The 23,241-nt window shown below is 72.8% G+C and carries 24 protein-coding genes; 18 read left to right on the forward strand and 6 right to left on the reverse strand.

The genetic code is table 11. From position 1 onward, the window contains the following. The first annotated feature begins 29 nt into the window (after positions 1-29). The 5 genes from truA to glmM all read left to right on the forward strand — a co-directional run bounded on the left by truA (position 30) and on the right by glmM (position 5,403). Positions 30-938, forward strand: a complete 909-nt coding sequence (gene truA / locus ACIBCA_RS12065) for a tRNA pseudouridine(38-40) synthase TruA (protein WP_396282739.1) — start codon at positions 30-32, stop codon at positions 936-938. 41 nt (positions 939-979) lie between these two features. After that, entirely contained in the window at positions 980-2,638 is a 1,659-nt protein-coding gene (locus ACIBCA_RS12070) for an ABC-F family ATP-binding cassette domain-containing protein (RefSeq protein WP_396282740.1), read from the forward strand. Positions 2,639-2,871: 233 nt separating this feature from the next. Beyond that, entirely contained in the window at positions 2,872-3,315 is a 444-nt protein-coding gene (gene rplM / locus ACIBCA_RS12075) for a 50S ribosomal protein L13 (RefSeq protein ID WP_030055846.1), read from the forward strand. A 45-nt stretch (positions 3,316-3,360) separates the two neighbouring features. Further along, positions 3,361-3,870, forward strand: a complete 510-nt coding sequence (gene rpsI, locus ACIBCA_RS12080) for a 30S ribosomal protein S9 (protein ID WP_396282741.1) — start codon at positions 3,361-3,363, stop codon at positions 3,868-3,870. A 168-nt stretch (positions 3,871-4,038) separates the two neighbouring features. Further along, positions 4,039-5,403, forward strand: a complete 1,365-nt coding sequence (glmM, locus tag ACIBCA_RS12085) for a phosphoglucosamine mutase (RefSeq protein WP_396282742.1) — start codon at positions 4,039-4,041, stop codon at positions 5,401-5,403. A gap of 55 nt (positions 5,404-5,458) precedes the next feature. On the opposite strand, the gene coaA is transcribed toward glmM, so the two are convergent. Beyond that, positions 5,459-6,454, reverse strand: coding sequence for a type I pantothenate kinase (gene coaA, locus ACIBCA_RS12090; protein ID WP_396282743.1), 996 nt, complete (start codon positions 6,452-6,454; stop codon positions 5,459-5,461). Between the two features lie 99 nt (positions 6,455-6,553). Here coaA and glmS point away from each other — a divergent pair, with 99 nt between their 5' ends. Next, positions 6,554-8,410: a glutamine--fructose-6-phosphate transaminase (isomerizing) gene (gene glmS / locus ACIBCA_RS12095; protein WP_396282744.1), complete on the forward strand. Its 1,857-nt coding sequence runs from the start codon at positions 6,554-6,556 to the stop codon at positions 8,408-8,410. 29 nt (positions 8,411-8,439) lie between these two features. Here glmS and ACIBCA_RS12100 read toward each other — a convergent pair whose 3' ends face one another. Then, on the reverse strand, positions 8,440-9,087 hold the full coding sequence (locus tag ACIBCA_RS12100) for a Uma2 family endonuclease (protein ID WP_396282745.1): 648 nt from the start codon (positions 9,085-9,087) through the stop codon (positions 8,440-8,442). On the opposite strand from ACIBCA_RS12100, the gene ACIBCA_RS12105 reads away from it, so the two are divergent. The 3 genes from ACIBCA_RS12105 to ACIBCA_RS12115 all read left to right on the forward strand — a co-directional run bounded on the left by ACIBCA_RS12105 (position 9,075) and on the right by ACIBCA_RS12115 (position 13,218). Next, complete coding sequence (locus ACIBCA_RS12105) at positions 9,075-10,550, forward strand: NAD(P)H-hydrate dehydratase (protein ID WP_396282746.1); 1,476 nt, start codon at positions 9,075-9,077, stop codon at positions 10,548-10,550. The two genes, ACIBCA_RS12100 and ACIBCA_RS12105, sit on opposite strands and share 13 nt — an antisense overlap. Positions 10,551-10,720: 170 nt before the next feature. Beyond that, positions 10,721-11,920, forward strand: coding sequence for an alanine racemase (gene alr / locus ACIBCA_RS12110; protein WP_396282747.1), 1,200 nt, complete (start codon positions 10,721-10,723; stop codon positions 11,918-11,920). Beyond that, positions 11,917-13,218, forward strand: a complete 1,302-nt coding sequence (locus tag ACIBCA_RS12115; protein WP_396282748.1) for an alpha/beta hydrolase — start codon at positions 11,917-11,919, stop codon at positions 13,216-13,218. The genes alr and ACIBCA_RS12115 overlap by 4 nt, the downstream gene beginning before the upstream one ends. Before the next feature lie 80 nt (positions 13,219-13,298). On the opposite strand, the gene ACIBCA_RS12120 is transcribed toward ACIBCA_RS12115, so the two are convergent. Then, positions 13,299-14,240: an LAETG motif-containing sortase-dependent surface protein gene (locus ACIBCA_RS12120; protein ID WP_396282749.1), complete on the reverse strand. Its 942-nt coding sequence runs from the start codon at positions 14,238-14,240 to the stop codon at positions 13,299-13,301. Between the two features lie 302 nt (positions 14,241-14,542). On the opposite strand from ACIBCA_RS12120, the gene tsaE reads away from it, so the two are divergent. Together tsaE and ACIBCA_RS12130 are read left to right on the forward strand one after the other, a co-directional pair. Continuing rightward, positions 14,543-15,037, forward strand: a complete 495-nt coding sequence (tsaE, locus tag ACIBCA_RS12125) for a tRNA (adenosine(37)-N6)-threonylcarbamoyltransferase complex ATPase subunit type 1 TsaE (protein WP_396282750.1) — start codon at positions 14,543-14,545, stop codon at positions 15,035-15,037. Between the two features lie 170 nt (positions 15,038-15,207). After that, complete coding sequence (locus ACIBCA_RS12130; RefSeq protein ID WP_396282751.1) at positions 15,208-15,417, forward strand: hypothetical protein; 210 nt, start codon at positions 15,208-15,210, stop codon at positions 15,415-15,417. A gap of 22 nt (positions 15,418-15,439) precedes the next feature. Here ACIBCA_RS12130 and ACIBCA_RS12135 read toward each other — a convergent pair whose 3' ends face one another. Then, positions 15,440-16,006 (reverse strand): L,D-transpeptidase, encoded by a 567-nt coding sequence (locus ACIBCA_RS12135; RefSeq protein WP_396282752.1) that lies wholly within the window; start codon positions 16,004-16,006, stop codon positions 15,440-15,442. A 157-nt stretch (positions 16,007-16,163) separates the two neighbouring features. Between ACIBCA_RS12135 and tsaB the strand changes: the two genes are divergently transcribed. The 6 genes from tsaB (at position 16,164) to ACIBCA_RS12165 (ending at position 21,043) form a co-directional block, all read left to right on the forward strand. Continuing rightward, entirely contained in the window at positions 16,164-16,820 is a 657-nt protein-coding gene (gene tsaB / locus ACIBCA_RS12140) for a tRNA (adenosine(37)-N6)-threonylcarbamoyltransferase complex dimerization subunit type 1 TsaB (protein WP_396282753.1), read from the forward strand. A gap of 23 nt (positions 16,821-16,843) precedes the next feature. Further along, complete coding sequence (gene rimI, locus ACIBCA_RS12145) at positions 16,844-17,323, forward strand: ribosomal protein S18-alanine N-acetyltransferase (protein WP_396282941.1); 480 nt, start codon at positions 16,844-16,846, stop codon at positions 17,321-17,323. After that, positions 17,316-18,422 (forward strand): tRNA (adenosine(37)-N6)-threonylcarbamoyltransferase complex transferase subunit TsaD, encoded by a 1,107-nt coding sequence (gene tsaD / locus ACIBCA_RS12150; RefSeq protein WP_396282754.1) that lies wholly within the window; start codon positions 17,316-17,318, stop codon positions 18,420-18,422. The genes rimI and tsaD overlap by 8 nt, the downstream gene beginning before the upstream one ends. Continuing rightward, entirely contained in the window at positions 18,419-18,679 is a 261-nt protein-coding gene (locus ACIBCA_RS12155; protein ID WP_396282755.1) for a hypothetical protein, read from the forward strand. The genes tsaD and ACIBCA_RS12155 overlap by 4 nt, the downstream gene beginning before the upstream one ends. Positions 18,680-18,779: 100 nt before the next feature. Further along, entirely contained in the window at positions 18,780-20,084 is a 1,305-nt protein-coding gene (locus ACIBCA_RS12160) for an RNA-guided endonuclease InsQ/TnpB family protein (protein ID WP_396282756.1), read from the forward strand. A gap of 32 nt (positions 20,085-20,116) precedes the next feature. Next, positions 20,117-21,043, forward strand: coding sequence for a polysaccharide deacetylase family protein (locus tag ACIBCA_RS12165; protein ID WP_396282757.1), 927 nt, complete (start codon positions 20,117-20,119; stop codon positions 21,041-21,043). Here the strand turns inward: ACIBCA_RS12165 and ACIBCA_RS12170 are convergent, their stop codons facing one another. Together ACIBCA_RS12170 and ACIBCA_RS12175 are read right to left on the reverse strand one after the other, a co-directional pair. After that, positions 21,044-22,210, reverse strand: a complete 1,167-nt coding sequence (locus ACIBCA_RS12170) for a methyltransferase domain-containing protein (protein WP_396282758.1) — start codon at positions 22,208-22,210, stop codon at positions 21,044-21,046. A 37-nt stretch (positions 22,211-22,247) separates the two neighbouring features. Further along, positions 22,248-22,580: a hypothetical protein gene (locus ACIBCA_RS12175; RefSeq protein WP_396282759.1), complete on the reverse strand. Its 333-nt coding sequence runs from the start codon at positions 22,578-22,580 to the stop codon at positions 22,248-22,250. A 248-nt stretch (positions 22,581-22,828) separates the two neighbouring features. On the opposite strand from ACIBCA_RS12175, the gene groES reads away from it, so the two are divergent. Further along, positions 22,829-23,134 carry a co-chaperone GroES gene (gene groES, locus ACIBCA_RS12180; protein WP_014136232.1) on the forward strand — a complete coding sequence of 102 codons (306 nt, stop codon included), beginning with the start codon at positions 22,829-22,831 and terminating at the stop codon, positions 23,132-23,134. Positions 23,135-23,241: the final 107 nt, after the last annotated feature.

The raw sequence follows: 23,241 nt of genomic DNA on the forward strand, positions 1-23,241 counted from the left end.
CCTTCTGTCCGGACCTTCTGGAGTGGATTGTGGTCAACGATTGCGCCGAGCAGCCGCCGGTGAAGGACGGCCCGGCCGACGGGTACGTCCGGGTGCGGCTCGATCTCGCCTACCAGGGCGCCGAGTTCTCCGGCTGGGCCCGGCAGAAGGGCGGCCGCCGCACCGTCCAGGAGGAGATCGAGAGCGCGCTGCAGATCGTCACCCGCAGCCCCGAGTTCTTCCCGCTGACCGTCGCCGGCCGCACCGACGCCGGGGTGCACGCCCGCGGCCAGGTGGCCCACGTCGACCTGCCGGCCGAGCTGTGGGAGGCCCACCGGGAGAAGCTGCTGCGGCGCCTCGCCGGCCGGCTCCCCGGGGACGTGCGGATCTACCGGGTCGGGGAGGCTCCGGCGGGCTTCGACGCCCGCTTCTCGGCGATCTGGCGCCGCTACGCCTACCGCGTCGCCGACCACCCCGGCGGCGTCGACCCGCTGCTGCGCGGGCACGTGCTCTGGCACGACCGGCCCCTGGACGTGGAGCGGATGAACGCCGCGGCGAAGCTGCTGCTCGGCGAGCACGACTTCGCCGCGTACTGCAAGAAGCGCGAGGGCGCCACCACGATCCGCACCCTGCTGGAGCTGCGCTGGGACCGCGTCCCGGTGGACACCTACGCCAGCCAGGAGGGCTCGCTGGCGGTCGCCACCGTCCGGGCCGACGCCTTCTGCCACAACATGGTCCGGGCGCTGGTCGGCGCGATGCTGCTGGTCGGCGACGGCCACCGGCCGGTGGAGTTCCCCGGCGAGGTCCTGGCGGGCGGCGTCCGCAACTCCGCCGTCAACGTGATCCGGCCGTACGGGCTGACGCTGGAGGAGGTCGGCTACCCGCCGGACGACCAGCTCGCCGAGCGCAACCGGCAGGCCCGCCGCATGCGCACCCTGCCGGGGCAGCCCGTCGCTTAATCGGTTTTGGTGTGGCGCGTCCGCTTGGGACAATCCTCCGTATGGGACACGTCGAGATTTCGCACCTTGAGTACTACCTGCCGGACGGGCGGGTGCTGTTCGACGACGCGTCCTTCCGGGTCGGCGAGGGCTCCGCGGTCGCCCTGGTCGGCGCCAACGGGGCCGGGAAGACCACCCTGCTGCGCATGATCGCGGGCGACATCCAGCCGCACGGCGGCTCGGTGACGATCAGCGGCGGGCTCGGCGTGATGCGCCAGTTCGTCGGCACCACCGGCCGCGAGGACCAGCAGAACACCCCGGGCGCCCTGCCCGCCGACGCCTCGGTGCGCGACCTGCTGGTCTCCGTCGCCCCCGAGCGCATCGCCGTGGCCGCCCGCGCGGTGGACGCGGCCGAGCTGGCCATGATCGCCCAGGACGACGAGAAGACGCAGATGGCCTACGCCCAGGCGCTCTCCGACTGGGCCGACGTCGGCGGCTACGACTACGAGACCGACTGGGACGTCTGCACCATGGCGGCCCTCGGCGTGCCCTTCGACAAGGCCCAGTGGCGCGGCCTGAACACCCTCTCGGGCGGCGAGCAGAAGCGCCTGGTCCTGGAGTCCCTGCTGCGGGGCCCCGAGGAGGTGCTGCTGCTCGACGAGCCCGACAACTACCTGGACGTCCCGGCCAAGCGCTGGCTGGAGGAGGCCATCAAGGCCACCTCGAAGACCGTCCTGTACATCTCGCACGACCGCGAGCTGCTCTCCAGGACCGCCGACAAGATCATCTCGGTGGAGTCCGGCGCGGCCGGCAGCAGCGTCTGGGTGCACGGCGGCGGCTTCGACTCCTTCCACGACGCCCGCAAGGACCGCTTCGCGCGCTTCGAGGAGCTGGGCCGGCGCTGGGACGAGGAGCACGCCAAGCTCAAGAAGCTGGTCGTCACCCTGCGCCAGGCCGCGTCCGTCAGCCACGCGCTGGCCACCCGCTACGCCGCCGCCCAGACCCGTCTCAAGAAGTTCGAGGAGGCCGGGCGGCCGGAGGAGCCCCCGCGCGAGCAGAGCATCACCATGCGCCTCAAGGGCGGCCGTACGGGCGTGCGGGCCTTCACCATGGAGCGGCTGGAGCTCACCGGGCTGATGCAGCCCTTCGACCTGGAGGTCTTCTACGGCGAGCGGGTCGGTGTGCTGGGCGCCAACGGCGCCGGCAAGTCGCACCTGCTGCGGCTGCTGGCCGGGGACGAGACGGTCGCCCACAGCGGCTCCTGGAAGCTCGGCGCCCGCGTCGTCCCCGGGCACTTCCGGCAGACCCACGCCCACCCGGAGCTGTTCGGCCGCACCGTCCGCTCGATCATCGAGGAGGAGCACGCGCTCAGCCGCGGCGCCGCGATGGGCGCGCTGCGCCGGTACGAGCTGGACCGGCAGGAGGAGCAGAAGTTCGAGTCGCTGTCCGGCGGGCAGCAGGCCCGGCTGATGATCCTCAAGCTCGAACTCGACGGTGTGACGGCCCTGTTGCTCGACGAGCCGACCGACAACCTGGACCTGGAGAGCGCCGAGGCGCTGCAGGCCGGTCTGGAGGCGTTCGAGGGCACCGTCCTGTGCGTCACCCACGACCGGTGGTTCGCCAGGACCTTCGACCGTTTCCTGGTCTTCGGGGCCGACGGGAAGGTGTTCGAGTCCACCGATCCGGTCTGGGACGTCACCCGCGTGGAGCGCGAACGCTGAGTGACGACGGGGGGTCGGTCCGGGGATTTTTGACCGGCTCCGGCCCGCCCGGTAACCTGGACGCTTGATGTGCGTATTGGCTCGCTCTATCTCACGTGAGAGGTCGGTACGCCGGAGACATCAGGTCGTCGACCAGCGGTCCCCCCTTGAATTGCGTCCAAGGGTGGCCAGGCTGCTCTGCCGTCCCGGTGCTCCTGTCAGGACTCACTCACTGAAAAGCGAAGGCTACGACCGTGCGTACGTACAGCCCCAAGCCCGGCGACGTCCAGCGTCAGTGGCACGTCATCGACGCGACCGACGTCGTGCTCGGCCGCCTGGCTTCCCAGGCCGCCAACCTCCTCCGGGGCAAGCACAAGGCGATCTACGCGCCGCACGTTGACACTGGTGACTTCGTCATCATCATCAACGCCGACAAGGTGCACCTGTCCGGTAACAAGAAGACCCAGAAGCTGGCCTACCGCCACTCGGGCTTCCCGGGCGGTCTGCGCTCGGTGCGCTACGACGACCTGCTGGCGAACAACCCGGAGAAGGCCGTCGAGAAGGCCATCAAGGGCATGATCCCCAAGAACAGCCTGGGCCGTCAGATGCTCTCCAAGCTGAAGGTCTACTCGGGCGACCAGCACCCGCACGCTGCCCAGCAGCCGGTGCCGTTCGAGATCACCCAGGTCGCGCAGTAATTCGGCCACCAAGCCCCCCAACACTGAAAAGAGCTGAGGAACATCGTGGCCGAGACCACTGAAACCCTTGAGGTCGACTTCGACGAGGCCGTTGAGGCCGTCGAGGGCGAGTACACCTCCGAGGAGAGCTACACCTCCGAGTCGCTGGCCGGTCGCTTCGGCGAGGCCACCCCGGGCGCCGGCCTCGGCCGTCGCAAGGAGGCGATCGCCCGCGTGCGCATCGTCCCCGGCACCGGCGTGTGGAAGATCAACGGCCGCACCCTCGAGGGCTACTTCCCCAACAAGGTGCACCAGCAGACCGTGAACGAGCCCTTCAAGCTCCTCGAGCTTGACGGCCGTTACGACGTCGTCGCCCGCATCAGCGGTGGCGGCGTCTCCGGCCAGGCCTACGCGCTGCGCCTCGGCGTGGCCCGTGCCCTGAACGAGGCCGACGTGGACAACAACCGCGCCGCCCTCAAGAAGGCCGGCTTCCTGACCCGTGACGCCCGCGCCGTCGAGCGCAAGAAGGCCGGTCTCAAGAAGGCCCGCAAGGCGCCGCAGTACAGCAAGCGCTAGTCGCGACCCCCGGGGGTGCGTACCGCCCTGGTGGCGGCACACCCCCTGGATGCGCGAAAACCGTCGCCCCGGAGTACCCCGTGTACTCCGGGGCGACGTGTTCCCCGGCTAACGTGCGGCGGCCGGGTCAACGATCGGGTTCCGAGCATGGTGATGGAGGACGGGACAGTGGGACGACTCTTCGGTACGGACGGCGTTCGCGGTGTGGCCAACGAGGGGCTGACGGCCGAGCTGGCGCTCGGGCTGTCGGTCGCGGCCGCGCACGTGCTCGGCGAGGCCGGCGCCTTCGACGGGCACCGGCCGGTCGCGGTGGTCGGCCGTGATCCGCGTGCCTCGGGGGAGTTCCTGGAAGCCGCCGTCATCGCCGGCCTGGCCAGCGCCGGCGTCGACGTCCTGCGGGTCGGCGTGCTGCCCACCCCGGCCGTGGCGTACCTCACCGGCGCGCTCGGCGCCGACTTCGGCGTGATGCTCTCCGCCAGCCACAACGCCATGCCGGACAACGGCATCAAGTTCCTCGCCCGCGGCGGCCACAAGCTGGACGACCGCATCGAGGACGCGATCGAGGCGCACTACCACAAGCACACCGCCGGCGGTGAGGACTGGAACCGCCCGACCGGTGCCGCGGTCGGCCGGGTGCGCGAGTACACCGAGGGCTTCGACAAGTACGTCGCCCACCTGATCGGCGTGCTGCCCAACCGGCTCGACGGCATCAAGGTCGTCATCGACGGCGCCCACGGCGCCGCCGCCTACGTCGCCCCCGAAGCCTTCGCCCGCGCCGGCGCCGAGGTCGTCCACACCCTGGGTGCCGAGCCGACCGGCCTCAACATCAACGACGGCGTCGGCTCCACCCACCTGGACCGGCTGCGCGTCGCCATGAAGGAGCACCGGGCCGACCTCGGCATCGCCCTCGACGGCGACGCCGACCGCTGCCTGGCCGCCGACGCCGACGGCAACGAGGTGGACGGCGACCAGATCATCGCCATCCTCGCCGTCGCCATGAAGGAGGCCGGCACCCTGCGGCGCAACACCGCCGTGGCCACCGTCATGTCCAACCTCGGCTTCAAGCTGGCGATGCGCCGCGAGGGCGTCGAGCTGGTCGAGACGGCCGTCGGCGACCGGTACGTGCTGGAGTCGATGAAGGAGCACGGCTTCGCGCTCGGCGGCGAGCAGTCCGGCCACGTCATCCTGCTCGACCACGCCACCACCGGCGACGGCACCCTCACCGGCCTGATGCTCGGCGCCCGCCTGGCCGCCACCAAGCAGCCGCTGGCCGACCTGGCCGCCGTGATGACCCGGCTGCCGCAGGTGCTGATCAACGTCAAGGGCGTCGACAAGTCCCGGGTGAGGTCCAGCACCGAGCTGGCCGCCGCCGTCGCCTCCGCCGAGGCCGAGCTGGGCGACACCGGCCGGGTGCTGCTGCGCCCGTCCGGCACCGAGCCGCTGGTGCGGGTCATGGTCGAGGCGGCCGACGCCGCGCAGGCGGAGACCGTCGCGCAGACGCTCGCCGAGGCCGTCCGGACGCACCTGGGCTGATCGCCCGTCCGTACGCCGAAGGGCCCCGCACGCGGCGGGGCCCTTCGGCGTCCGTTCAGAGCTTGCGCAGCAGCGCCCGGCGGACCTTGTGGTCCTGGCCCTTCTGCAGGATCAGGGTGGCCCGGCCGCGGGTGGGCAGCACGTTCTCCAGCAGGTTGGGCTTGTTGATGGTGCGCCAGACCTGGCGGCCGTACTCCATCGCCTCCTCCTCCGGCACCTCGGTGAAGCGGCGGAAGTAGGAGTTCGGGTCCTGGAAGGCGGTCTGACGCAGTTTGCGGAACCGGTCCAGGTACCAGTGCTCGATGTCGTCGGTGCGGGCGTCCACGTAGATCGAGAAGTCGAAGTAGTCGGCCACCGCCAGGCGGGTGCGCCCGTCCGTGCCGGGCAGGGCCGGCTGGAGCACGTTCAGGCCCTCGACGATCAGGATGTCCGGGCGCTCCACGGTGAGGCGCTGATCCGGCACGATGTCGTACACCAGGTGCGAGTACACCGGCGCGGTGACGCGGTCCTTGCCCGCCTTCACGTCCGCGACGAAGCGCATCAGCGCCCGGCGGTCGTACGACTCCGGGAAGCCCTTGCGGGCCATCAGGCCGCGGCGGCGCAGCTCGGCGTTGGGCAGCAGGAACCCGTCCGTCGTCACCAGCTCCACCCGGGGGTGCTCCGGCCAGCGGGCCAGCAGGGCCTGGAGCAGGCGGGCGGTGGTGGACTTGCCGACCGCGACGGAGCCGGCCACGCCGATGATGAAGGGCGTCCGGGTGCGCTCGGTGTCCGGGGTGTCCAGGAACGTGCCCAGGGCCCCGCGCAGGTCGTGCGTGGCGTGGATGTACAGGTTGAGCAGCCGGGACAGCGGCAGGTAGACGTCACGGACCTCGTCGAGGTCGAGGGCGGTACCGAGGCCACGCAGCCGTTCCACCTCCTCGGCCGTCAGCGGCAGCGGCGTACGCTCGCGCAGCGCGCTCCACTCGGCCCGGCTGAGGTCCACGTAGGGGGACGGGGACGGGCCGGGCGTGGTGGCGCCCCGCGTACAGAGTTCGGTCAGCACATGCTCCATTGTGAGCCGTAGCGCCGTTCACGGTGGCTGTGGTGTCGGTCACCCAGCGTTCCGGAGTGCCGGGAAAAGTGCCGCGAAACCGCCCTTATGCTGGCACGCATGTGCGGAATTGTTGGATACGTGGGCGCGCAGTCCGCCCTCGACGTCGTCATCGCAGGCTTGCAGCGACTGGAGTACCGGGGTTACGACTCGGCCGGTGTCGCGGTACAGACGCAGGACTCCACCGGGCAGTGGGGTCTCGTCACCGACAAGCGGGCCGGCAAGCTCGCGAACCTGGAGAAGTCCCTCGCCGAGACCCCTCTTCCCGGCGGAACCACCGGCATCGGCCACACCCGTTGGGCCACCCACGGCGGCCCGACCGATGCCAACGCCCACCCCCACCTCGACGACCACCTCAAGGTCGCCGTGGTGCACAACGGCATCATCGAGAACTTCGCCCAGCTGCGCGCGGAGATCGCCGAGCGCGGCCACACCCTGCGCTCCGAGACCGACACCGAGGTCGTCGCCCACCTGCTCGGCGAGGCGTACGCAGGCGACCTCGCCGAGGCCATGCGGATCGTCTGCCGCCGGCTCGACGGCGCCTTCACCCTCGTCGCCGTCCACGCGGACGCCCCCGGCGTCGTCGTCGGCGCCCGCCGCAACTCGCCGCTGGTCGTCGGGCGCGGCGAGGGCGAGAACTTCCTCGCCTCCGACGTGGCCGCGTTCATCGCGCACACCCGCGAGGCCATCGAGCTGGGCCAGGACCAGGTCGTCGAGCTGCGCCGCGACGGCGTGACCGTCACGAACTTCGACGGCACCGAGGCCGAGGTGCGCGAGTACCACGTCGACTGGGACGCCTCCGCCGCCGAGAAGGGCGGCTACGACTACTTCATGCTCAAGGAGATCGCCGAGCAGCCGAAGGCCGTCGCCGACACCCTCCTCGGCCGCATCGGCACCGACGGGCGGCTCATCCTCGACGAGCTGCGCATCTCGGACGCCGAGCTGCGCTCCGTCGACAAGGTCGTCATCGTCGCCTGCGGCACGGCGTTCCACGCCGGCATGATCGCCAAGTACGCGATCGAGCACTGGACCCGCATCCCCTGCGAGGTCGAGGTCGCCTCGGAGTTCCGCTACCGCGACCCGATCATGGGCCCGGGCACGCTGGTCATCGCCATCTCGCAGTCCGGCGAGACCATGGACACCCTGATGGCGCTGCGGCACGCCCGCGAGCAGGGCGCCAAGGTGCTGGCGATCTGCAACACCAACGGCTCGACCATCCCGCGCGAGTCGGACGCGGTGCTCTACACCCACGCCGGGCCGGAGGTCGCGGTCGCGTCCACCAAGGCGTTCCTCACCCAGCTGGTCGCCTGCTACCTGGTCGCCCTCTACCTGGGGCAGGTGCGCGGCACCAAGTGGGGCGACGAGATCTTCGCCGTCATCCGCGAGCTCGGCGACGCGCCGAAGCAGGTCGAGCAGGTGCTGGAGACCATGGAGCCGGTGCGTGAGCTCGCCCGCTCCCTGGCCGACGCGCGCTCGGTCCTGTTCCTCGGCCGCCACGTCGGCTTCCCGGTGGCCCTGGAAGGCGCGCTCAAGCTCAAGGAGCTCGCCTACATGCACGCCGAGGGCTTCGCGGCGGGCGAGCTCAAGCACGGCCCGATCGCCCTCATCGAGGAGGGGCTGCCGGTCGTGGTGGTCGTCCCCTCCCCGCGCGGCCGGTCGATCCTGCACGACAAGATCGTCTCCAACATCCAGGAGATCCGCGCCCGCGGCGCCCGCACCATCGTGATCGCCGAGGAGGGCGACGAGGCCGTCGTCCCCTACGCCGACCACCTGATCCGCATCCCGGTCACCCCGACCCTCCTCCAGCCCCTGGTCTCCACCGTCCCGCTCCAGGTCTTCGCCTGCGAGCTGGCCACCGCCAAGGGCCACGAGGTCGACCAGCCCCGCAACCTCGCGAAGTCGGTCACCGTCGAGTAGTCACCCGCTGTCCCACGGCGCCCCTGCGGCTATCGCAGGGGCGCCGTGTCGAGCGTGAAGGAGAACGGGGCGGGCAGGTCGAGCGACTGACCGAACCCGGTCTCGGTGAGGACGGTGTACTCCCCGTCCTCGGGCTCGGTGAACAGGGTGATCCGTTCCCTGTCCCGATCGACCAGCAGGTAGCAGGGGATACCTGCGGCGGCGTAGCCGAGCCGCTTCTGGTCGCGTTCCTTGAGCGGATTGGCCGCCGTGATCTCCAGAACGAGCAGGATGTCGGTCGGCGGTGACCACTCCTGCTGGTCACGGAAGCAGCCGACCGGGGCCACGGTCGCGGCCGGGACGAATCGGCCTGTCGGGGTGATCAGGCCCCCACCCGTGCCGACGTACAGATCCCCGTCCGCTCGGCGCGCCACGGCACGGGCGAACCGGGCGACGGCGTCCCTGTGTGCACCGTCCGGTGGCGAGGTCACGATGATCTCCTCCCAAAGCTGGAAGAACTCGCTCTTGAAGCCCTGGGGCACATGCAACCCGAGGAACACCTGAAGGAAGTCCACGAGCGACAACGTAGGCGTGTGGTCCGGGGCGGACGGGGGATCGATGATCAGGTCACCCGAAAGTGCGCCGGGGCCCGGCGTCGCGGCAGATTGCTGAAGGAGCTCTCTCCATGCGTCATGCACACCCTGTGGAAACCGTTCGGGCCGCCGAGGCGGAGCTGATGGCGCGGCTGCCGGAGGGCACGCTGATGCAGCGGGCGGCGGCCGGGCTCGCCGCTACGTGTGTGCGGCTGTTGAAGGGGCGTCGGGGGCGGGTGTACGGCGCTCGGGTGACGGTGCTCGCCGGGAGTGGGGACAACGGGGGTGACGCGCTGTACGCCGGGGCGGCGCTGGCCCGGCGCGGGGCGCGGGTGACGGCGGTGCTGCTGGCGCCGGGGAAGGCGCATCACGGCGGGCTGGCGGCGCTGAGGGCGGCCGGGGGGCGGGTGACGCTGGAGCGGGAAGTCGGGCTGGCCGACTTCTCGCGCGCGGACCTCGTCCTCGACGGGATCGTCGGCATCGGCGGGCGGGGCGGGCTGCGCCCCGAGGCCGTCCCGTACGCCGAGGCGCGGCGGCGCGGGGTGGTGGTGGCGGTGGACCTGCCCAGCGGGGTGGACGCGGACACCGGGGAGGTGCCCGGGGCGGTGCTGCGCGCGGACGTCACGGTCTGCTTCGGCACGTACAAGCCCGGGCTCCTGATCGACCCCGGGGCCTCCTACGCGGGAGCCGTGCAGCTGGTGGACATCGGGCTGACGCTGCCGCGGCCGGAGCTGACGGCCCTGCAGCACGCGGACGTGGCGGCCCTGCTGCCGCAGCCAGGCGCGGAGAGCGACAAGTATCGGCGCGGCGTGGTCGGGGTGGCGGCCGGCTCGGCGACGTACCCGGGGGCGGCGCTGCTGGCCGTCGCCGGGGCGCTGCGCGGGGGCGCGGGCGCCGTACGGTACGTCGGCGCGGCGGCGGAGGAGGTCGTGCGGCGCTTCCCCGAGACGCTGGTGACGGAGGGCGGGCCCGCCGGGGCCGGGCGGGTGCAGGCGTGGGTGGTCGGGCCGGGCGGGGGAGAGGGCGCCCGGCAGTCGCTGGCCGAGGCGCTGGCGAGCGACGTCCCGGTGCTGGTCGACGCGGACGCGCTGACGGAGCTGGGCCGCCTCGGCCCCGCCGCCCTGGCCGGCCGCACCGCGCCCACCCTGCTCACCCCGCACACCGGCGAGGCCGCCCGGCTGCTCGCCGGCGCGGAGGGCGGCGCCCCGCCCGCCGCCGCCGAGCTGGCCGCCACCCGGCTGGCCACCGCCCGGCGCCTCGCGGCGGCCTACCGGGCCACGGTGCTGCTGAAGGGCTCTACCACGGTGATCGCCGACCCGGGCGGCGCCGTCCGGGTGAATCCGACCGGCACCTCCTGGCTCGCCACCGCCGGCAGCGGCGACGTCCTCGCGGGCCTCGCGGGCTCCCTCCTCGCCACCGGCCTCCCGCCCCTGGACTCCGCCTCGGTGGCCGCCTACCTCCACGGCCTCGCCGGCCGCGAGGCCGCGGGCACCCCGGGCGCCCCGGTGACGGCGACGGCGGTGGCCGAGGCCCTCCCGGCCGCCTGGCGCGCGGTGCGGGAGGCGTAGGGGAGCGGGGCACGGCCGCCGCGCGGAACCGGGGGGTCCGTTCCCGGCGTCGTGGTCAGGGTGGGCGAGTGTTTCGTCGCAGGTCGGCGGGGGTGTCCGGGACGGGGGCCCGGGGGCCGGGCGTCGGGCCGTTCGGCGAGGACTCCGGGACGTCTGGGAGACTGACCCTGATGACAACAGCGAACACGACCGGCACAACCACCCTCACCGAAGGCGTTCGGGCCGAGGCGACCATCGATCTGGCGGCCCTGCGCGGCAACCTGGACGCGCTGCGCGCGCGCACCGGCGCCGCCTCGGTGATGCTCGCGGTCAAGGCGGACGCCTACGGCCACGGGGCGGTCGAGTGTGCCCGGGCGGCGGTCGCGCACGGGGTCGGCTGGCTGGGCTGCGCCACCCCGGAGGAGGCGCTGGCGCTGCGCGCCGCGGGCATCCGCCCCGAGCAGGCGCGCATCCTGTGCTGGCTGTGGACGCCGGGCGGCCCGTGGCGCGAGGCCCTGCGCGCCGGGCTGGACATCTCCGTCAGCGGCCTGTGGGCACTGGACGAACTGCTCCCGGCCGTCCGCGAGACCGGCATCCCGGCGCGGGTGCACCTCAAGGCCGACACCGGGCTGGGCCGCAACGGCTGCCAGCCGCACGACTGGCCGCGCCTGGTGGAGGCCGCCCGCCGCGCCGAGACGGACGGGCTGCTGACCGTCGTCGGCGTCTGGTCGCACTTCGCCGCCGCCGACGAGCCCGGCCACCCGTCCATCCAGGCGCAGCAGGACTCCTTCCGCACCGCACTGGCCGCCGCGGAGGCCGCCGGGCTGCGCCCCGAGGTGCGCCACCTCGCGAACTCCCCGGCCACCCTGCTGCTGCCGGAGGCGCACTACGACCTCGTCCGTACGGGCCTGGCCGCGTACGGGCTCTCGCCGGTGCCGGAGGTCGGCTCCCCGGCGGACTTCGGGCTGCGCCCGGTGATGGCGCTGACGGCCCGGCTGGCGCTGGTCAAGCACGTGCCCGGCGGGCACGGGGTCAGCTACGGCCACCACTACACGACGCCCGGCCCGACGACCCTGGGCCTCGTCCCGGTCGGCTACGGCGACGGCATCCCGCGTCATGCCAGCGGCTCGGGCCCGGTGCAGGTCGGCGGCAAGTGGCGGACGGCGGCCGGCCGGGTCGCGATGGACCAGTTCGTGGTGGACCTCGGCGGCGACACCCCCGCGATCGGCGAGGAGGTGCTGCTCTTCGGCAACGGCGACCGCGGCGAGCCGACCGCCGAGGACTGGGCCCGCGCCGCCGGCACCATCTCGTACGAGATCGTCACCCGGATCGGCGCCCGGGTGCCCCGCCGCTACCTGGGCGCCGAGCACGCCGAGGGCCTGCCGGCATGACCGGCACGCCCGACGGGAGCAGCCCGGTGACGGCGGTGGCCAAGGCCGCCGGCGGGGTGAGCCGGGCGGGCGTGATCGGGATCTCGGTCGGCGTGCTGGCGGCCGGCGCGGCCGCCGGGGTGGCCATAGAACGGCTGACGGTCGGACGGGCGACACGCCGCCGCGCCCGGGCGGAGCTGGACGCCGCCGCCCCGTACGGCTCCCTGCGCGGACGCCCGCTGACGGTGGCGGCCCCGGACGGCACCGAGCTGTACGTGGAGCTGGACGGCACCGGCTGGGACGGCTTCCGCCCCGAGCAGAAGGGACGCGCCGGTGCCGTGAGGGAGGAGCGAGGAGGCCCGAGGAACGAGGGCATCGGAGCGACGACCGTCGGCACCGGGTTCGAGCGTTCCGGAGGCGAGCGGGCGAGTGACGACGACCAGCCGACGGTGGTGTTCTGCCACGGCTACTGCCTCAACCAGGACAGCTGGCACTTCCAGCGCGCCGCGCTGCGGGAGGGCCTGCGGCTGGTGTTCTGGGACCAGCGCAGCCACGGCCGGTCCGAGCGCTCCCGCTCGTACCTGGCGGGGGAGCCGGCGAGTATCGACCAGCTGGGCGGGGACCTCGAGGCGGTGCTGGACGCCGTCGCACCGAGCGGGCCGCTGGTGCTGGTGGGGCACTCGATGGGCGGGATGACGGTGATGGCGCTGGCCGACCGGCGTCCGGACCTGTTCCGCGAGCGGGTCGCCGGGGTCGCGCTGATCGGCACGCTGGCGGGGGACTGGAACGAGGTGAGCCTCGGGCTGCCGAAGGCCGGGGCGAAGCTGTTCAAGAAGGTCGCGCCCGGGGTGGTACGGCTGCTGGGCCGTCAGGTGGAGCTGGTGGAGGCGACCAGGCGGCTGGGCTCGGACGTGGCGGCGGTGTTCTACCGGCGGTTCTCCTTCGGGGGCAAGGACGTCGACCCGGGCGTGGTGCGCTTCGCCGAGCAGCTGCTGGACGCCACGCCGATCGACGTGGTCGCCGAGTTCTACCCGGTGTTCGGCGCGCACGAGAAGTACGCGGCGCTGGCCGCCGTGCGGGGCCTGCCGGCGCTGATCCTGGCCGGGACGAAGGACCTGCTGACCCCGGCGGCGCACAGCGAGGCGATGGCCGAGCGGCTGCCGGAGGCGGAGCTGGTGGTGGTCGAGGGCGCCGGGCACCTGGTGATGCTGGAGCGGCCGGAGCTGGTCGACCACGAGCTGGCGGTGCTGCTCAGGCGCGCCGCGGCGTTCTGCGGGGCGGCCGAGCCGCCGGCCTCCGTCCTCGACCTGGCGCAGTAGGAAACACCGAGGCCCGACACGCCGAGGCCCGACACCCCGAGGGGTGCCGGGCCGGTTCGGTCAGCCGAGGGTGGGCGCTATCAGGCGCCGGCACCGGCCTTGCGACGACGCAGGAACACCAGGGTGCCGGCGCCGAGGGCGACGACGGCGCCACCGGTCAGGGCGATGGCGGTGGTGTTGCTGCCGCCACCGGTCTCGGCCAGGTTGCCGGCACGGGCGCCGGCCTTGGACTTGGCCTTGGCGACGGCGTCACCGGAGGGCTTCTTGCCCTTGGCGTCCGGCACGGTCACCGGGGTGCCGCCACCGGCGTTGGTGCCGGCCTTGCCGATGGCGAACGGGGTGACCGCGCTCACCGGGAAGCCGACCTTGTCGTTGCCCTTCTCGATGTAGGCGGCGCCCAGCGCGGAGGCGGCGTTGTCGGCCTCGGTGTCCGCGGTGACGGCCAGCTTGAGCTGGAACGTCAGGGTCTCGCCCTTGTTGATGTAGAAGCCCTCGTCGCCGAGGTCCAGGACGCGGGCCTTGTCGGTGCCGGTGTCCGGGGTGGCGTCCTTCCACGCCTTGGTGTCGGGGTCCTGGTACTGCAGCTTGATCTGAGCGTTGGTGATCTTGTTGTGCTCGGTCGCGACGATCAGGTACGGGAAGACGGCCGACTCGTGACCGGAGACGTTGGCAACCTCGGCGCTGAACTCGACGGCCGGGGCGCCCGGGACGACGCTGGTCGGGAAGCCCTTGACCGTGATCTTCGGCAGGGTCAGGTCACCGACCGGGGCCGGGCTGGTGCTGGTGCTGGGCTTGGCGGTCGCCGTGGCCGTCGCCGTGGCGGAAGCCGAGGCGGACGTGCTGGGCGTCGCGGCCGGAGTGGCGGCGGTGGACGCGCTGCTGGTCGCGGTCGGCGCGGTGCTCGCACTGGTGGTCGCCGTCGGCGCCGGAGACTCGGCGGAGGCGATCGGAGCGGCGGCGATGACGGCGGCCGAGGCGATGACGGCGGCAGTCGGTATCGCGAAACCGCGGCGGAGCTTCATGAATGGGACCTCTGCGTAGCCGGTCCGGGCCTGTGTGGCCCGGGCGAATGGGTCCGGACAGGCAGGGGTGTCTCCAGAGACGAGCCCCCCGCTCGCGTCCGGTAAGGACATGATGAGAGGACCGTACGCCATCATGAGAATCCCATGAAACCGGGGGGTGGTTCGTGGGCATCACGCATCCCCTGAAAGGCGTTCACAGTCGGGCGAAACGACACCCCGAGCGCGCGCGGGCGGCGATGTGGCACGGTAGCGGTGGCGCCCGGACGGCGGTGCGCCGGTACGGACCGAAGGACTGGAACCGCATGGGCGCGCACGCCACTCTCACCGTCCCCACCCCGGAGCGGATGGGCCGGCTCGGCCGCGAGCTGGCCGCGCTGCTGCGGCCGGGGGACCTCGTACTGCTCTCCGGCGAGCTGGGCGCGGGGAAGACGACGCTCACCCGAGGCCTGGGGGAGGGGCTGGGGGTGCGCGGTGCGGTGACCTCGCCGACCTTCGTGATCGCCCGGGTGCACCCGTCGCTGGTCGGCGGCCCGGCGCTGGTGCACGTGGACGCGTACCGGCTGGGCGGGGACCTGGACGAGATGGAGGACCTCGACCTGGACGTCTCGCTGCCGGAGTCGGTGATCGTGGTCGAGTGGGGCGAGGGCAAGGTCGAGCGGCTGTCGGAGGACCGGCTGGAGGTGCGGATCGAGCGGGCGATCGGCGACGACGCCGGGGAGGACCACGACCCGCGCCGGGTGCTGCTCACCGGGATCGGCCCGCGCTGGACGGGCGTCGAGCTGGAGGCGCTCGCCTGAGCCGTACGGCGGCGCGTGCCCGAGCCGTACGGCGCCTGCCCGCCTCGCGCGCCGCCCAGGGCGGCGCGTACGCCGTTTTGCCGACAGGCTGTCGGCAAGGTGTTGCGGCAGAGGTGCCGGGCGTGGTGGGATGGTTGCTGCGGTTAGGTCTGCCTAACTAGGGAGGCGCCATGTCGAGCACCACCCCCGCCCCGGAGCGCGCCGCGCGCCCCGCCGGGGCCGGAGAGTCCGCCCGTCGCGCACCGGGGGAGTCGATGCGGGCGCTGCTGGCCGCCTGCGCGGCCGCCGAGGCGGTGTCCACCCCGCCCGAACCGGAGCCCCGGCCGGCCCGTAGCGGCGCAGCGGAACGGCCCGAGGCGCAGGCGCCCCGGGCCGCGTAGCCGCACGGTCGCGAGGTCGGCCTCAGGCGACCACGACCACCTTCACGCCGTTGGTGGCGAAGTCCCAGAGCAGCTGGGCGTCCTGCCGGCTGCTGCGGATGCCGCCGGTCTTGCCCGTCGGGTCGACCGTCGGCGTGCTGCCGTCCACGGCCGCGCTGAAGCCGAACACCACGCCGTTCTGCTGCGCGAACCGCACCACGTGCTCGATCGCCTTGTGGTCCGTCCCGGTGCCGCTCGCGGTGCGGCTGTACACCGAGTAGCTGCCGGGAGTCGGCTCGACCGAGCCCGGGGTGACCGGGAAGGTGGCCGCGACCTGCGGGTTCTTCTTGGGGTCGATCAGCCAGACGTAGTGGCCGCTCACCGAGTAGACCACCCGCAGGCCCGTGCCCGAGGAGGCGGGCAGCGTCGGGGCGGTCGGCGTCGGGGTGGCGCTGGGCGCCGCCGAGGCGGGGCCGCCGGTGGCCGAGGCGCTGACGACGGGCTTGGGGCCGCCGGCCCGGTCCTGGGCGCCGTTGGCCTGGAAGGCCAGCAGGCTCACCACCGCCAGGGCCCCCAGGGTCAGCCCCGTGACCACCACTCCAGGACCCATCTTCGCCACCGTGCCGCTCCCGCCGCCGTCCCGTTTACGTACCCGGCTAATCGTGCCAGGTCCGTCCGCGCGGTTCGCAGCGCCTCGGAAGTGTGTTCCCGGTTGGCACACCTCTCCGATCGGCCGGTCGGAGCAACCTCGGTCTAACCTTGACCCCGTGCTGCTGCTCGCGTTCGACACCGCCACCCCCGCCGTCACCGCCGCCGTCCACGACGGCACGGCCGTCCTCGCCGAGACCCACCAGGTCGACGCCAGGCGCCACGGCGAACTGCTGCTGCCCGCCATCGACCAGGTGCTGCGAACGGCCGGTGTGGACAAACACGCGCTGACCGGCGTCGCGGTGGGCGTCGGCCCCGGCCCGTACACGGGCCTGCGGGTCGGCCTGGTGACGGCCGCCGCGCTCGGCGACGCCCTCGGGATTCCCGTGTACGGCGTCTGCACCCTGGACGCGATCGCCTTCCAGGCCCGCGCCGAGGGCCTGACCGGCGAGCCCTTCACGGTGGCGACCGACGCGCGCCGCAAGGAGGTCTACTGGGCCTCCTACGACGCCGAGGGTCACCGCGTCGAGGGCCCGGGCGTGGACCGCCCGGCCGAGCTGACGCCCGCGGCCCGCGCGGTCGGCGCCGGCGCGCTGCTCTACCCCGACGGCTTCCCGGGCGCGCACGGCCCCGAGCACGTCTCGGCCGGGGCCCTGGCGGGCTTCGCCGCCGCCGAACTGGCCGCCGGGCGCGAGCTGCTGCCGAACGTCCCGCTCTACCTGCGCCGCCCGGACGCCCAGGTGCCGAGTGGCTACAAGGCGGTGCTCCCGGCGTGAAGCACGGCACCACTCTGCGCCCGATGCGCTGGTGGGACATCGAGCCGGTGATGGACCTGGAGCTGGAGCTCTTCCCCGAGGACTCCTGGTCCCACGGGATGTACTGGTCCGAGCTGGCCGAGGCCCACCCCGGCGGTACCCGTCACTACACCGTCGCCACCACCGAGGACGGCACGGTCGTCGGCTACGCCGGGCTGATGGCCGTCGCCGGCGACGGCGACGTCCAGACCATCGCCGTCGCCGGGCGCCACCAGGGCACGGGCCTCGGCGCCGCCCTGCTCGTCGACCTGATCCGGGAGGCCGCCCGGCGCGGCTGTACCGAACTGCTGCTGGAGGTCCGGGTGGACAACCCGCGCGCCCAGCGGCTGTACGAGCGGTACGGCTTCCAGCCGGTGGGCATCCGGCGCGGCTACTACCAGCCCGCCAACGTCGACGCGCTGGTGATGCGCCTCGACCACCCGAGCACCGAACCGAAGGACATTGAGGACCTCCACCATGGCTGACGAACCGCTCGTCCTCGGCATCGAGACCTCCTGCGACGAGACCGGCGTCGGCATCGTGCGCGGCACCACGCTGCTGGCCGACGCGGTCGCCTCCAGCGTCAACGACCACGCCCGCTTCGGCGGCGTCGTCCCGGAGATCGCCAGCCGCGCGCACCTGGAGGCGATGGTCCCGACCATCCAGCGCGCCCTGGACACCGCCGGCGTCAAGGCCGGCGACCTGGACGGCATCGCCGTGACCGCCGGCCCCGGCCTGGCGGGCGCGCTGCTGGTCGGCGTCAGCGCGGCGAAGGCGTACGCCTGGGCGCTGGACAAGCCGCTGTACGGGGTCAACCACCTCGCCTCGCACATCTGCGTGGACCAGCTGGAGCACGGCCGCCTGCCCTCGCCGACGATGGCGCTGCTGGTCTCCGGCGGGCACTCCTCGCTGCTGCTCAGCGAGGACATCACCACCGACATCCGCCCGCTCGGCGCGACCATCGACGACGCGGCCGGCGAAGCCTTCGACAAGGTCGCCCGGGTGCTCGGCCTGGGCTTCCCCGGCGGGCCGATCGTCGACCGGACGGCCCGCGAGGGAGACCCGAAGGCGATCCACTTCCCGCGCGGCCTGAGCGGGAAGAACGACCCGGCGTTCGACTTCTCCTTCTCCGGCCTCAAGACGGCCGTCGCCCGCTGGGTCGAGGCCAAGCGCCGCGCCGGTGAGCCGGTGCCGGTCGCCGACGTCGCCGCGTCCTTCCAGGAGGCCGTCACCGACGTGCTGACCCGCAAGGCCGTCAAGGCGTGCCGGGAGAACGGCGTCGACCACCTGATGATCGGCGGCGGCGTCGCGGCCAACTCCCGGCTGCGGGAGATGGCCCAGCAGCGCTGCGACCGGGCCGGCATCCGGCTGCGGGTGCCCCGGCCGGGCCTGTGCACCGACAACGGCGCGATGGTGGCGGCGCTGGGCGCCGAGATGGTCTGGCGCGACCGCGCGCCCTCCTCCCTCGACCTGTCAGCGGACTCCTCGCTGCCGGTGACGGACGTCCACGTGCCCGCCGCGCACCTGGAGCACGGCCACTTCCACGACCAGGCGTACGACGCCCTCGGCGGCGGCGCGGCATGACCCTCGCCGCGATGTGGGAGGCCCGGGCGGCGGCCGGGCGCGGGCCCGAACTCGCCGCCTGGGCACGGGAGTCCGCCCTGCCCGCGCTGCGCGGCGCGGTGGGGCTCGAACGGCTGGAGCTGCTCTCCGCCCCCGGTGAGCGCGTGCTGCTGATCGCCTGGTGGAGCGGCGAGCCCGTGCCCGTCCCGGACCCGCCGGAGGACCTGCTCGGGCGCCCGGTGCACCGCTGGTCCTTCAGCAGCGAGCACGTCGAGTAGCGGGGTTCGGAAACGCCACCGGGCTGCTGGCTACCGGGACCGATCGCTTCACCATCGGGCCTCAGCCCGATGGTGAAGCGATCCTGGACCCCGCTCTGACATGCACGTTTGCCGTCTCCGCGCTGTGGTGTCAGTAACACCCGGTAGGTTGGTCGTCGTGCAGCTTCGGTACTCGTTTCGCGTGTATCCGAACGGACCTCAGCGCTGCGCGCTGGCGAGGGCATTCGGGTGTGCGCGGGTGGTCTTCAACGACGCGCTTCGCGTCCGCGAGGATGCGCGTGCCGCTGGGCTGCCGTTCGTCACCTCCGGTGAACTGTCCAGGAAGCTCACTGCCTCGAAGGCGACGCCGGAGCGGGCCTGGCTCTCCGAAGTGTCGTCGGTGGTGTTGCAGCAATCACTGCGGGACCTGGAGGCCGCCTACCGGAACTTCCTCGATGGGTTGAAGGGCGGAGGCTCGAAGATGGGACCCCCGCGGTTCAAGTCGAAGAGGGACACCCGGCAGGCGATCCGGTTCACGGCGAATGCCCGGTGGAGGATCACTCCGGGTGGGGATCTGTCCTTGCCGAAGATCGGTGAGGTGCGGGTGAAGTGGTCCCGCGCGTTGCCGTCGGTGCCGTCCTCGGTGACGGTGGTCAAGGACAGTGCGGGCCGGTACTTTGCTTCGTTCGTCGTGGAGACCAAGCCGACGGTTCTGCCCGAGGTCGAGCCGGTGATCGGCCTCGACCTCGGGCTCGGGCACTTCGCCGTCCTCTCGGACGGTACGAAGATCAACAGCCCGCGGTTCCTGCGCCGGGCCGAGAAGCGCCTCAAGCGTGCCCAGCGCTCCCTCGCCCGCAAGGAGAAGGGCAGCAGGAACCGGGAGAAGGCGCGGGCGAAGGTCGCCCGCGCCCACGCACGGGTGGCCGACGCCCGGCGCGATTTCCACCACCAGCTCTCCACCCGGCTCATGCGCGACAACCAAGCCGTGGCCGTGGAGAACCTGGCGGTGAAGGCACTCGCCCGAACGAGGCTGGCTAAGTCCGTGCACGACGCCGGATGGTCGGCGTTCGTCTCGATGCTGGAGTACAAGGCCGTCAAATTCGGTCGCTCCCTGGTACGGATCGGCCGGTTCGAGCCGACCTCCCAGGTGTGTTCCTGCTGCGGCGTCAAGGACGGCCCCAAGCCCCTGCACGTGCGCGTGTGGCAGTGCGCCGCGTGCGGGGCGCGGCTGGACCGGGACGTGAACGCCGCCGTCAACATCGCCAAGGCCGCCGGACTGGCGGTGACAGCCTGCCGAGCGAAGGTAAGACCGGGATTCGTCCCGGCACAGCGTGAAGAAGCAGGAACCCGCCGAGACGGCCAACCCGGCCGTGGCAGGAATCCCCGGGCGCTAGCCCAGGGAGCGGAAGTCAACGTGCATAGCTGAGAGCAAGCAAGCTGGACGGAGCCGGGAGCGCGGTGCGGGTGAACAGGGACGGGCTGAGCAGGGGCCGGAGCAGGACCAGGGCGTACGCGGCCGGAGCGGTGGCCGTGCTGGCCTTCGCCACCGCGTGCGGCAGCGGAGGCGGCGACGGCGGCGCGGCCCCGGTCGCCACCTCGGCGGGGGCGGCCGCGCCGAATCCCGCCGGCACCGCCGCGCCGACCGGCGCCGCCACCACGCCGGGCGCCGCCCCGGCCGGGGGCGACGCCGCGGCCTGGGCGAAGTGGAACCTCAAGCCGCTCGCCCCGGCCCCCGCGCCGCCCGCCGACAAGCCGATCAAGCTGGAGAAGACCGGCACCGTCCCGGTGTTCAGCGACGTGAAGACCACCGACAAGGTCGTCTTCATCACCATCGACGACGGCGCCGAGAAGGACCCGAAGTTCGTCGAGATGCTCACCGAACTGAAGGTGCCGATCTCGATGTTCCTGACCCGGGACATCGTCAAGAACGACTACGGCTACTTCAAGCCGCTCCAGGCGCTGGGCAACCACATCCAGAACCACACCGTGGACCACCCGGTGATGAGCAAGATCTCCCCGGAGAAGCAGAAGTCCGAGGTCTGCGACGCGCAGTCCGCGCTCACCCAGCAGTACGGCACCGCCCCGCTGCTGTTCCGCCCGCCCTTCGGCGACGGCGCCAACACCCCGACCCTCAACAACTCGGTGCAGCAGTGCGGCCCGCGCGCGATCGTGCTGTGGCGCGAGTCGATGCAGATCCACGACATGCAGTACCAGTCGGGGGACAAGCTCAAGGCGGGCGACATCATCCTGGCGCACTTCCGCGGCCCCAAGGAGCTCAAGGGCTCCACGATGACCCAGATGTTCGGCGAGCTGCTGGCCCGCATCCAGGAGCAGGGCTTCTCGGTGGCCCGGCTGGAGGACTACATCCAGGCGCCCGCCTCGTAGCTACACCGGCTGCCCGAGCATCATCAGCGGCCCGTCGTCGGTGCGGCTGAGGATCACCGTGACGCTGTTCGGCCCGGAGGGCTTGAGCTGGCGGCGCAGCTCCTCCGGGGTGATCGCCATGCCGCGCTTCTTGATCACCACGGTGCCGACGCCGCGCTCGCGCAGCAGCGCCTTGAGCTTCTTGACGTTGTACGGCAGCACGTCGGTCAGCTCGAAGGCGTGGGCGTACGGGGTGGGGACCAGCGCGTCCGAGGTCAGGTAGGCGATCTTCGGGTCGATCAGCCGGCCGTCGACCATCTCCGCCACCTCGGCGACCAGGTGGGCCCGGATCACCGCGCCGTCCGGCTCGTACAGGTACCGCCCGACCGGGCCGGCCGGCGGGTCGGGCAGGTCGCCGCCGGTGAGGCTGGCGGCCTGCGGCAGCAGGGTGGCGCGGTGCGGGCCGGTGGTCTCGGTGCCGAACCAGAGCACCGCCTCCTTGACGTCCCCGTGGTCGGAGACCCACTCGGCCTCGGCGTCCTCGGGGACGGCCTCGTGGGGGATGCCCGGGGCCACCTTGAGCGCGCCGACGGGCGTCCTGCGGCCGGCCTCGATCGCCCAGGACAGCGGCGGGGCGTACGCCTCCGGGTCGAACACCCGGCCGCGGGCGGTGCGCCGGGCCGGGTCGGTGAAGACCGCGTCGTACCCGGTGACGTCCACCTCGGCGACGTCCGCGCAGACCACCTCGACCAGGTCCGCCAGGCCCAGGGCGGCGGCGTTGGCCGCCGTGGCGGCACAGGCGGCCGGGTCCCGGTCCACGGCCAGCACCTGGATGCCCGCCCGGGCCAGCGCCAGCACGTCCCCGCCGATCCCGCAGCAGAGGTCGGCCAGGCGCCGTACGCCCAGCTCGGTGAAGCGCCGGGCCCGCCACTCGGCGACCTCGCGCCGGGTGGACTGCTCGACGCCGTTGGGCGTGAAGTACATCAGGTCGGCGTCCGCCCCGAACTTCGCCCGCGCCCGCTGCCGCAGCCGCGCCTGCCCGAACGCCGCCGACACCAGCTCCGCCGGATGCTCCCGCCGCAGCCGCGTGGCCAGCGCCAGCTCCTCCTCGGGCGCGAACTCGCGCAGCTCGGCGAGCAGGGCCTGACCCTCGGCGGTCAGGAGGGGCTGGAGGTTCTCGGTGTCCACGGGATCATTCTCGCCGGTCCCGGGACGGGGGCCGCGTTCACCAGAGGATGCCGGAGGAGAAGACGGCCGGGACGACGAAGGGGGAGATCGAGGCGGCGATCGGCAGGTAGCGGTAGCCGGCGCGGTGGCTGCGGACGGCGACCACGATGTCCGCGACCAGGGCGGCGGCGGGGCCGGCGATCATTCCGTAGGCCATGAAGGCCCAGATGAGGCCGTCGCCGTCGTCCCCGTGGCCGGGGCCGTCGCCGAAGGCGGCGACGATGCAGAAGACGACGTACGGGAGCGCGATCCCCAGCAGGGGCAGTGCCAGCAGGGCGAGGACCGCGTCCTGGAGCCGGGACGGGCCGATGCGGGCCGGGGTGTCGGTCATGGCACGAGTCTGGCCGCGCGGCCGAGGCCCGCACATGAGTACGGCTACTCATTCGTCATTCGGGCTCCGCGGGCGCGCCGTTGGCACTCTGGTTGACTGAGTGCTAACACGGGCCTATGGTCGTCCTTGGCACTCCCCACTGGGGGAGTGCTAACGCGAAGACGTGTGTCTGACCCCCGCGACGGCAGGCACGCAGGTTCGCCCCTACCTGTTAGAAAACCCCGTAATCTCCGAAGGGGAGCTCGGACGTGACCACCAGCAGCAAGGTTGCCATCAAGCCGCTCGAGGACCGCATTGTGGTCCAGCCGCTCGACGCCGAGACCACCACGGCCTCCGGCCTGGTTATCCCGGACACCGCCAAGGAGAAGCCCCAGGAGGGCGTCGTCCTGGCCGTCGGCCCGGGCCGCTTCGAGGACGGCCAGCGTCTGCCGCTCGACGTCGCCGTGGGTGACATCGTCCTGTACTCGAAGTACGGCGGCACCGAGGTCAAGTACCAGGGCGAGGAGTACCTCGTCCTCTCGGCCCGCGACGTCCTCGCGATCATCGAGAAGTAAGACGTCACCGCCCCGCCCCGGATCGCCTCCTCAGTGACGGTGGCCCGGGGCGTGGTCGTTGGTCCACCTAGTTCGGCGGCCACCGAACCGGCCGCAGCCCCGAGGGA

Source organism: Kitasatospora sp. NPDC051170, assembly GCF_044455705.1.
Classification (GTDB): Bacteria; Actinomycetota; Actinomycetes; order Streptomycetales; family Streptomycetaceae; genus Kitasatospora.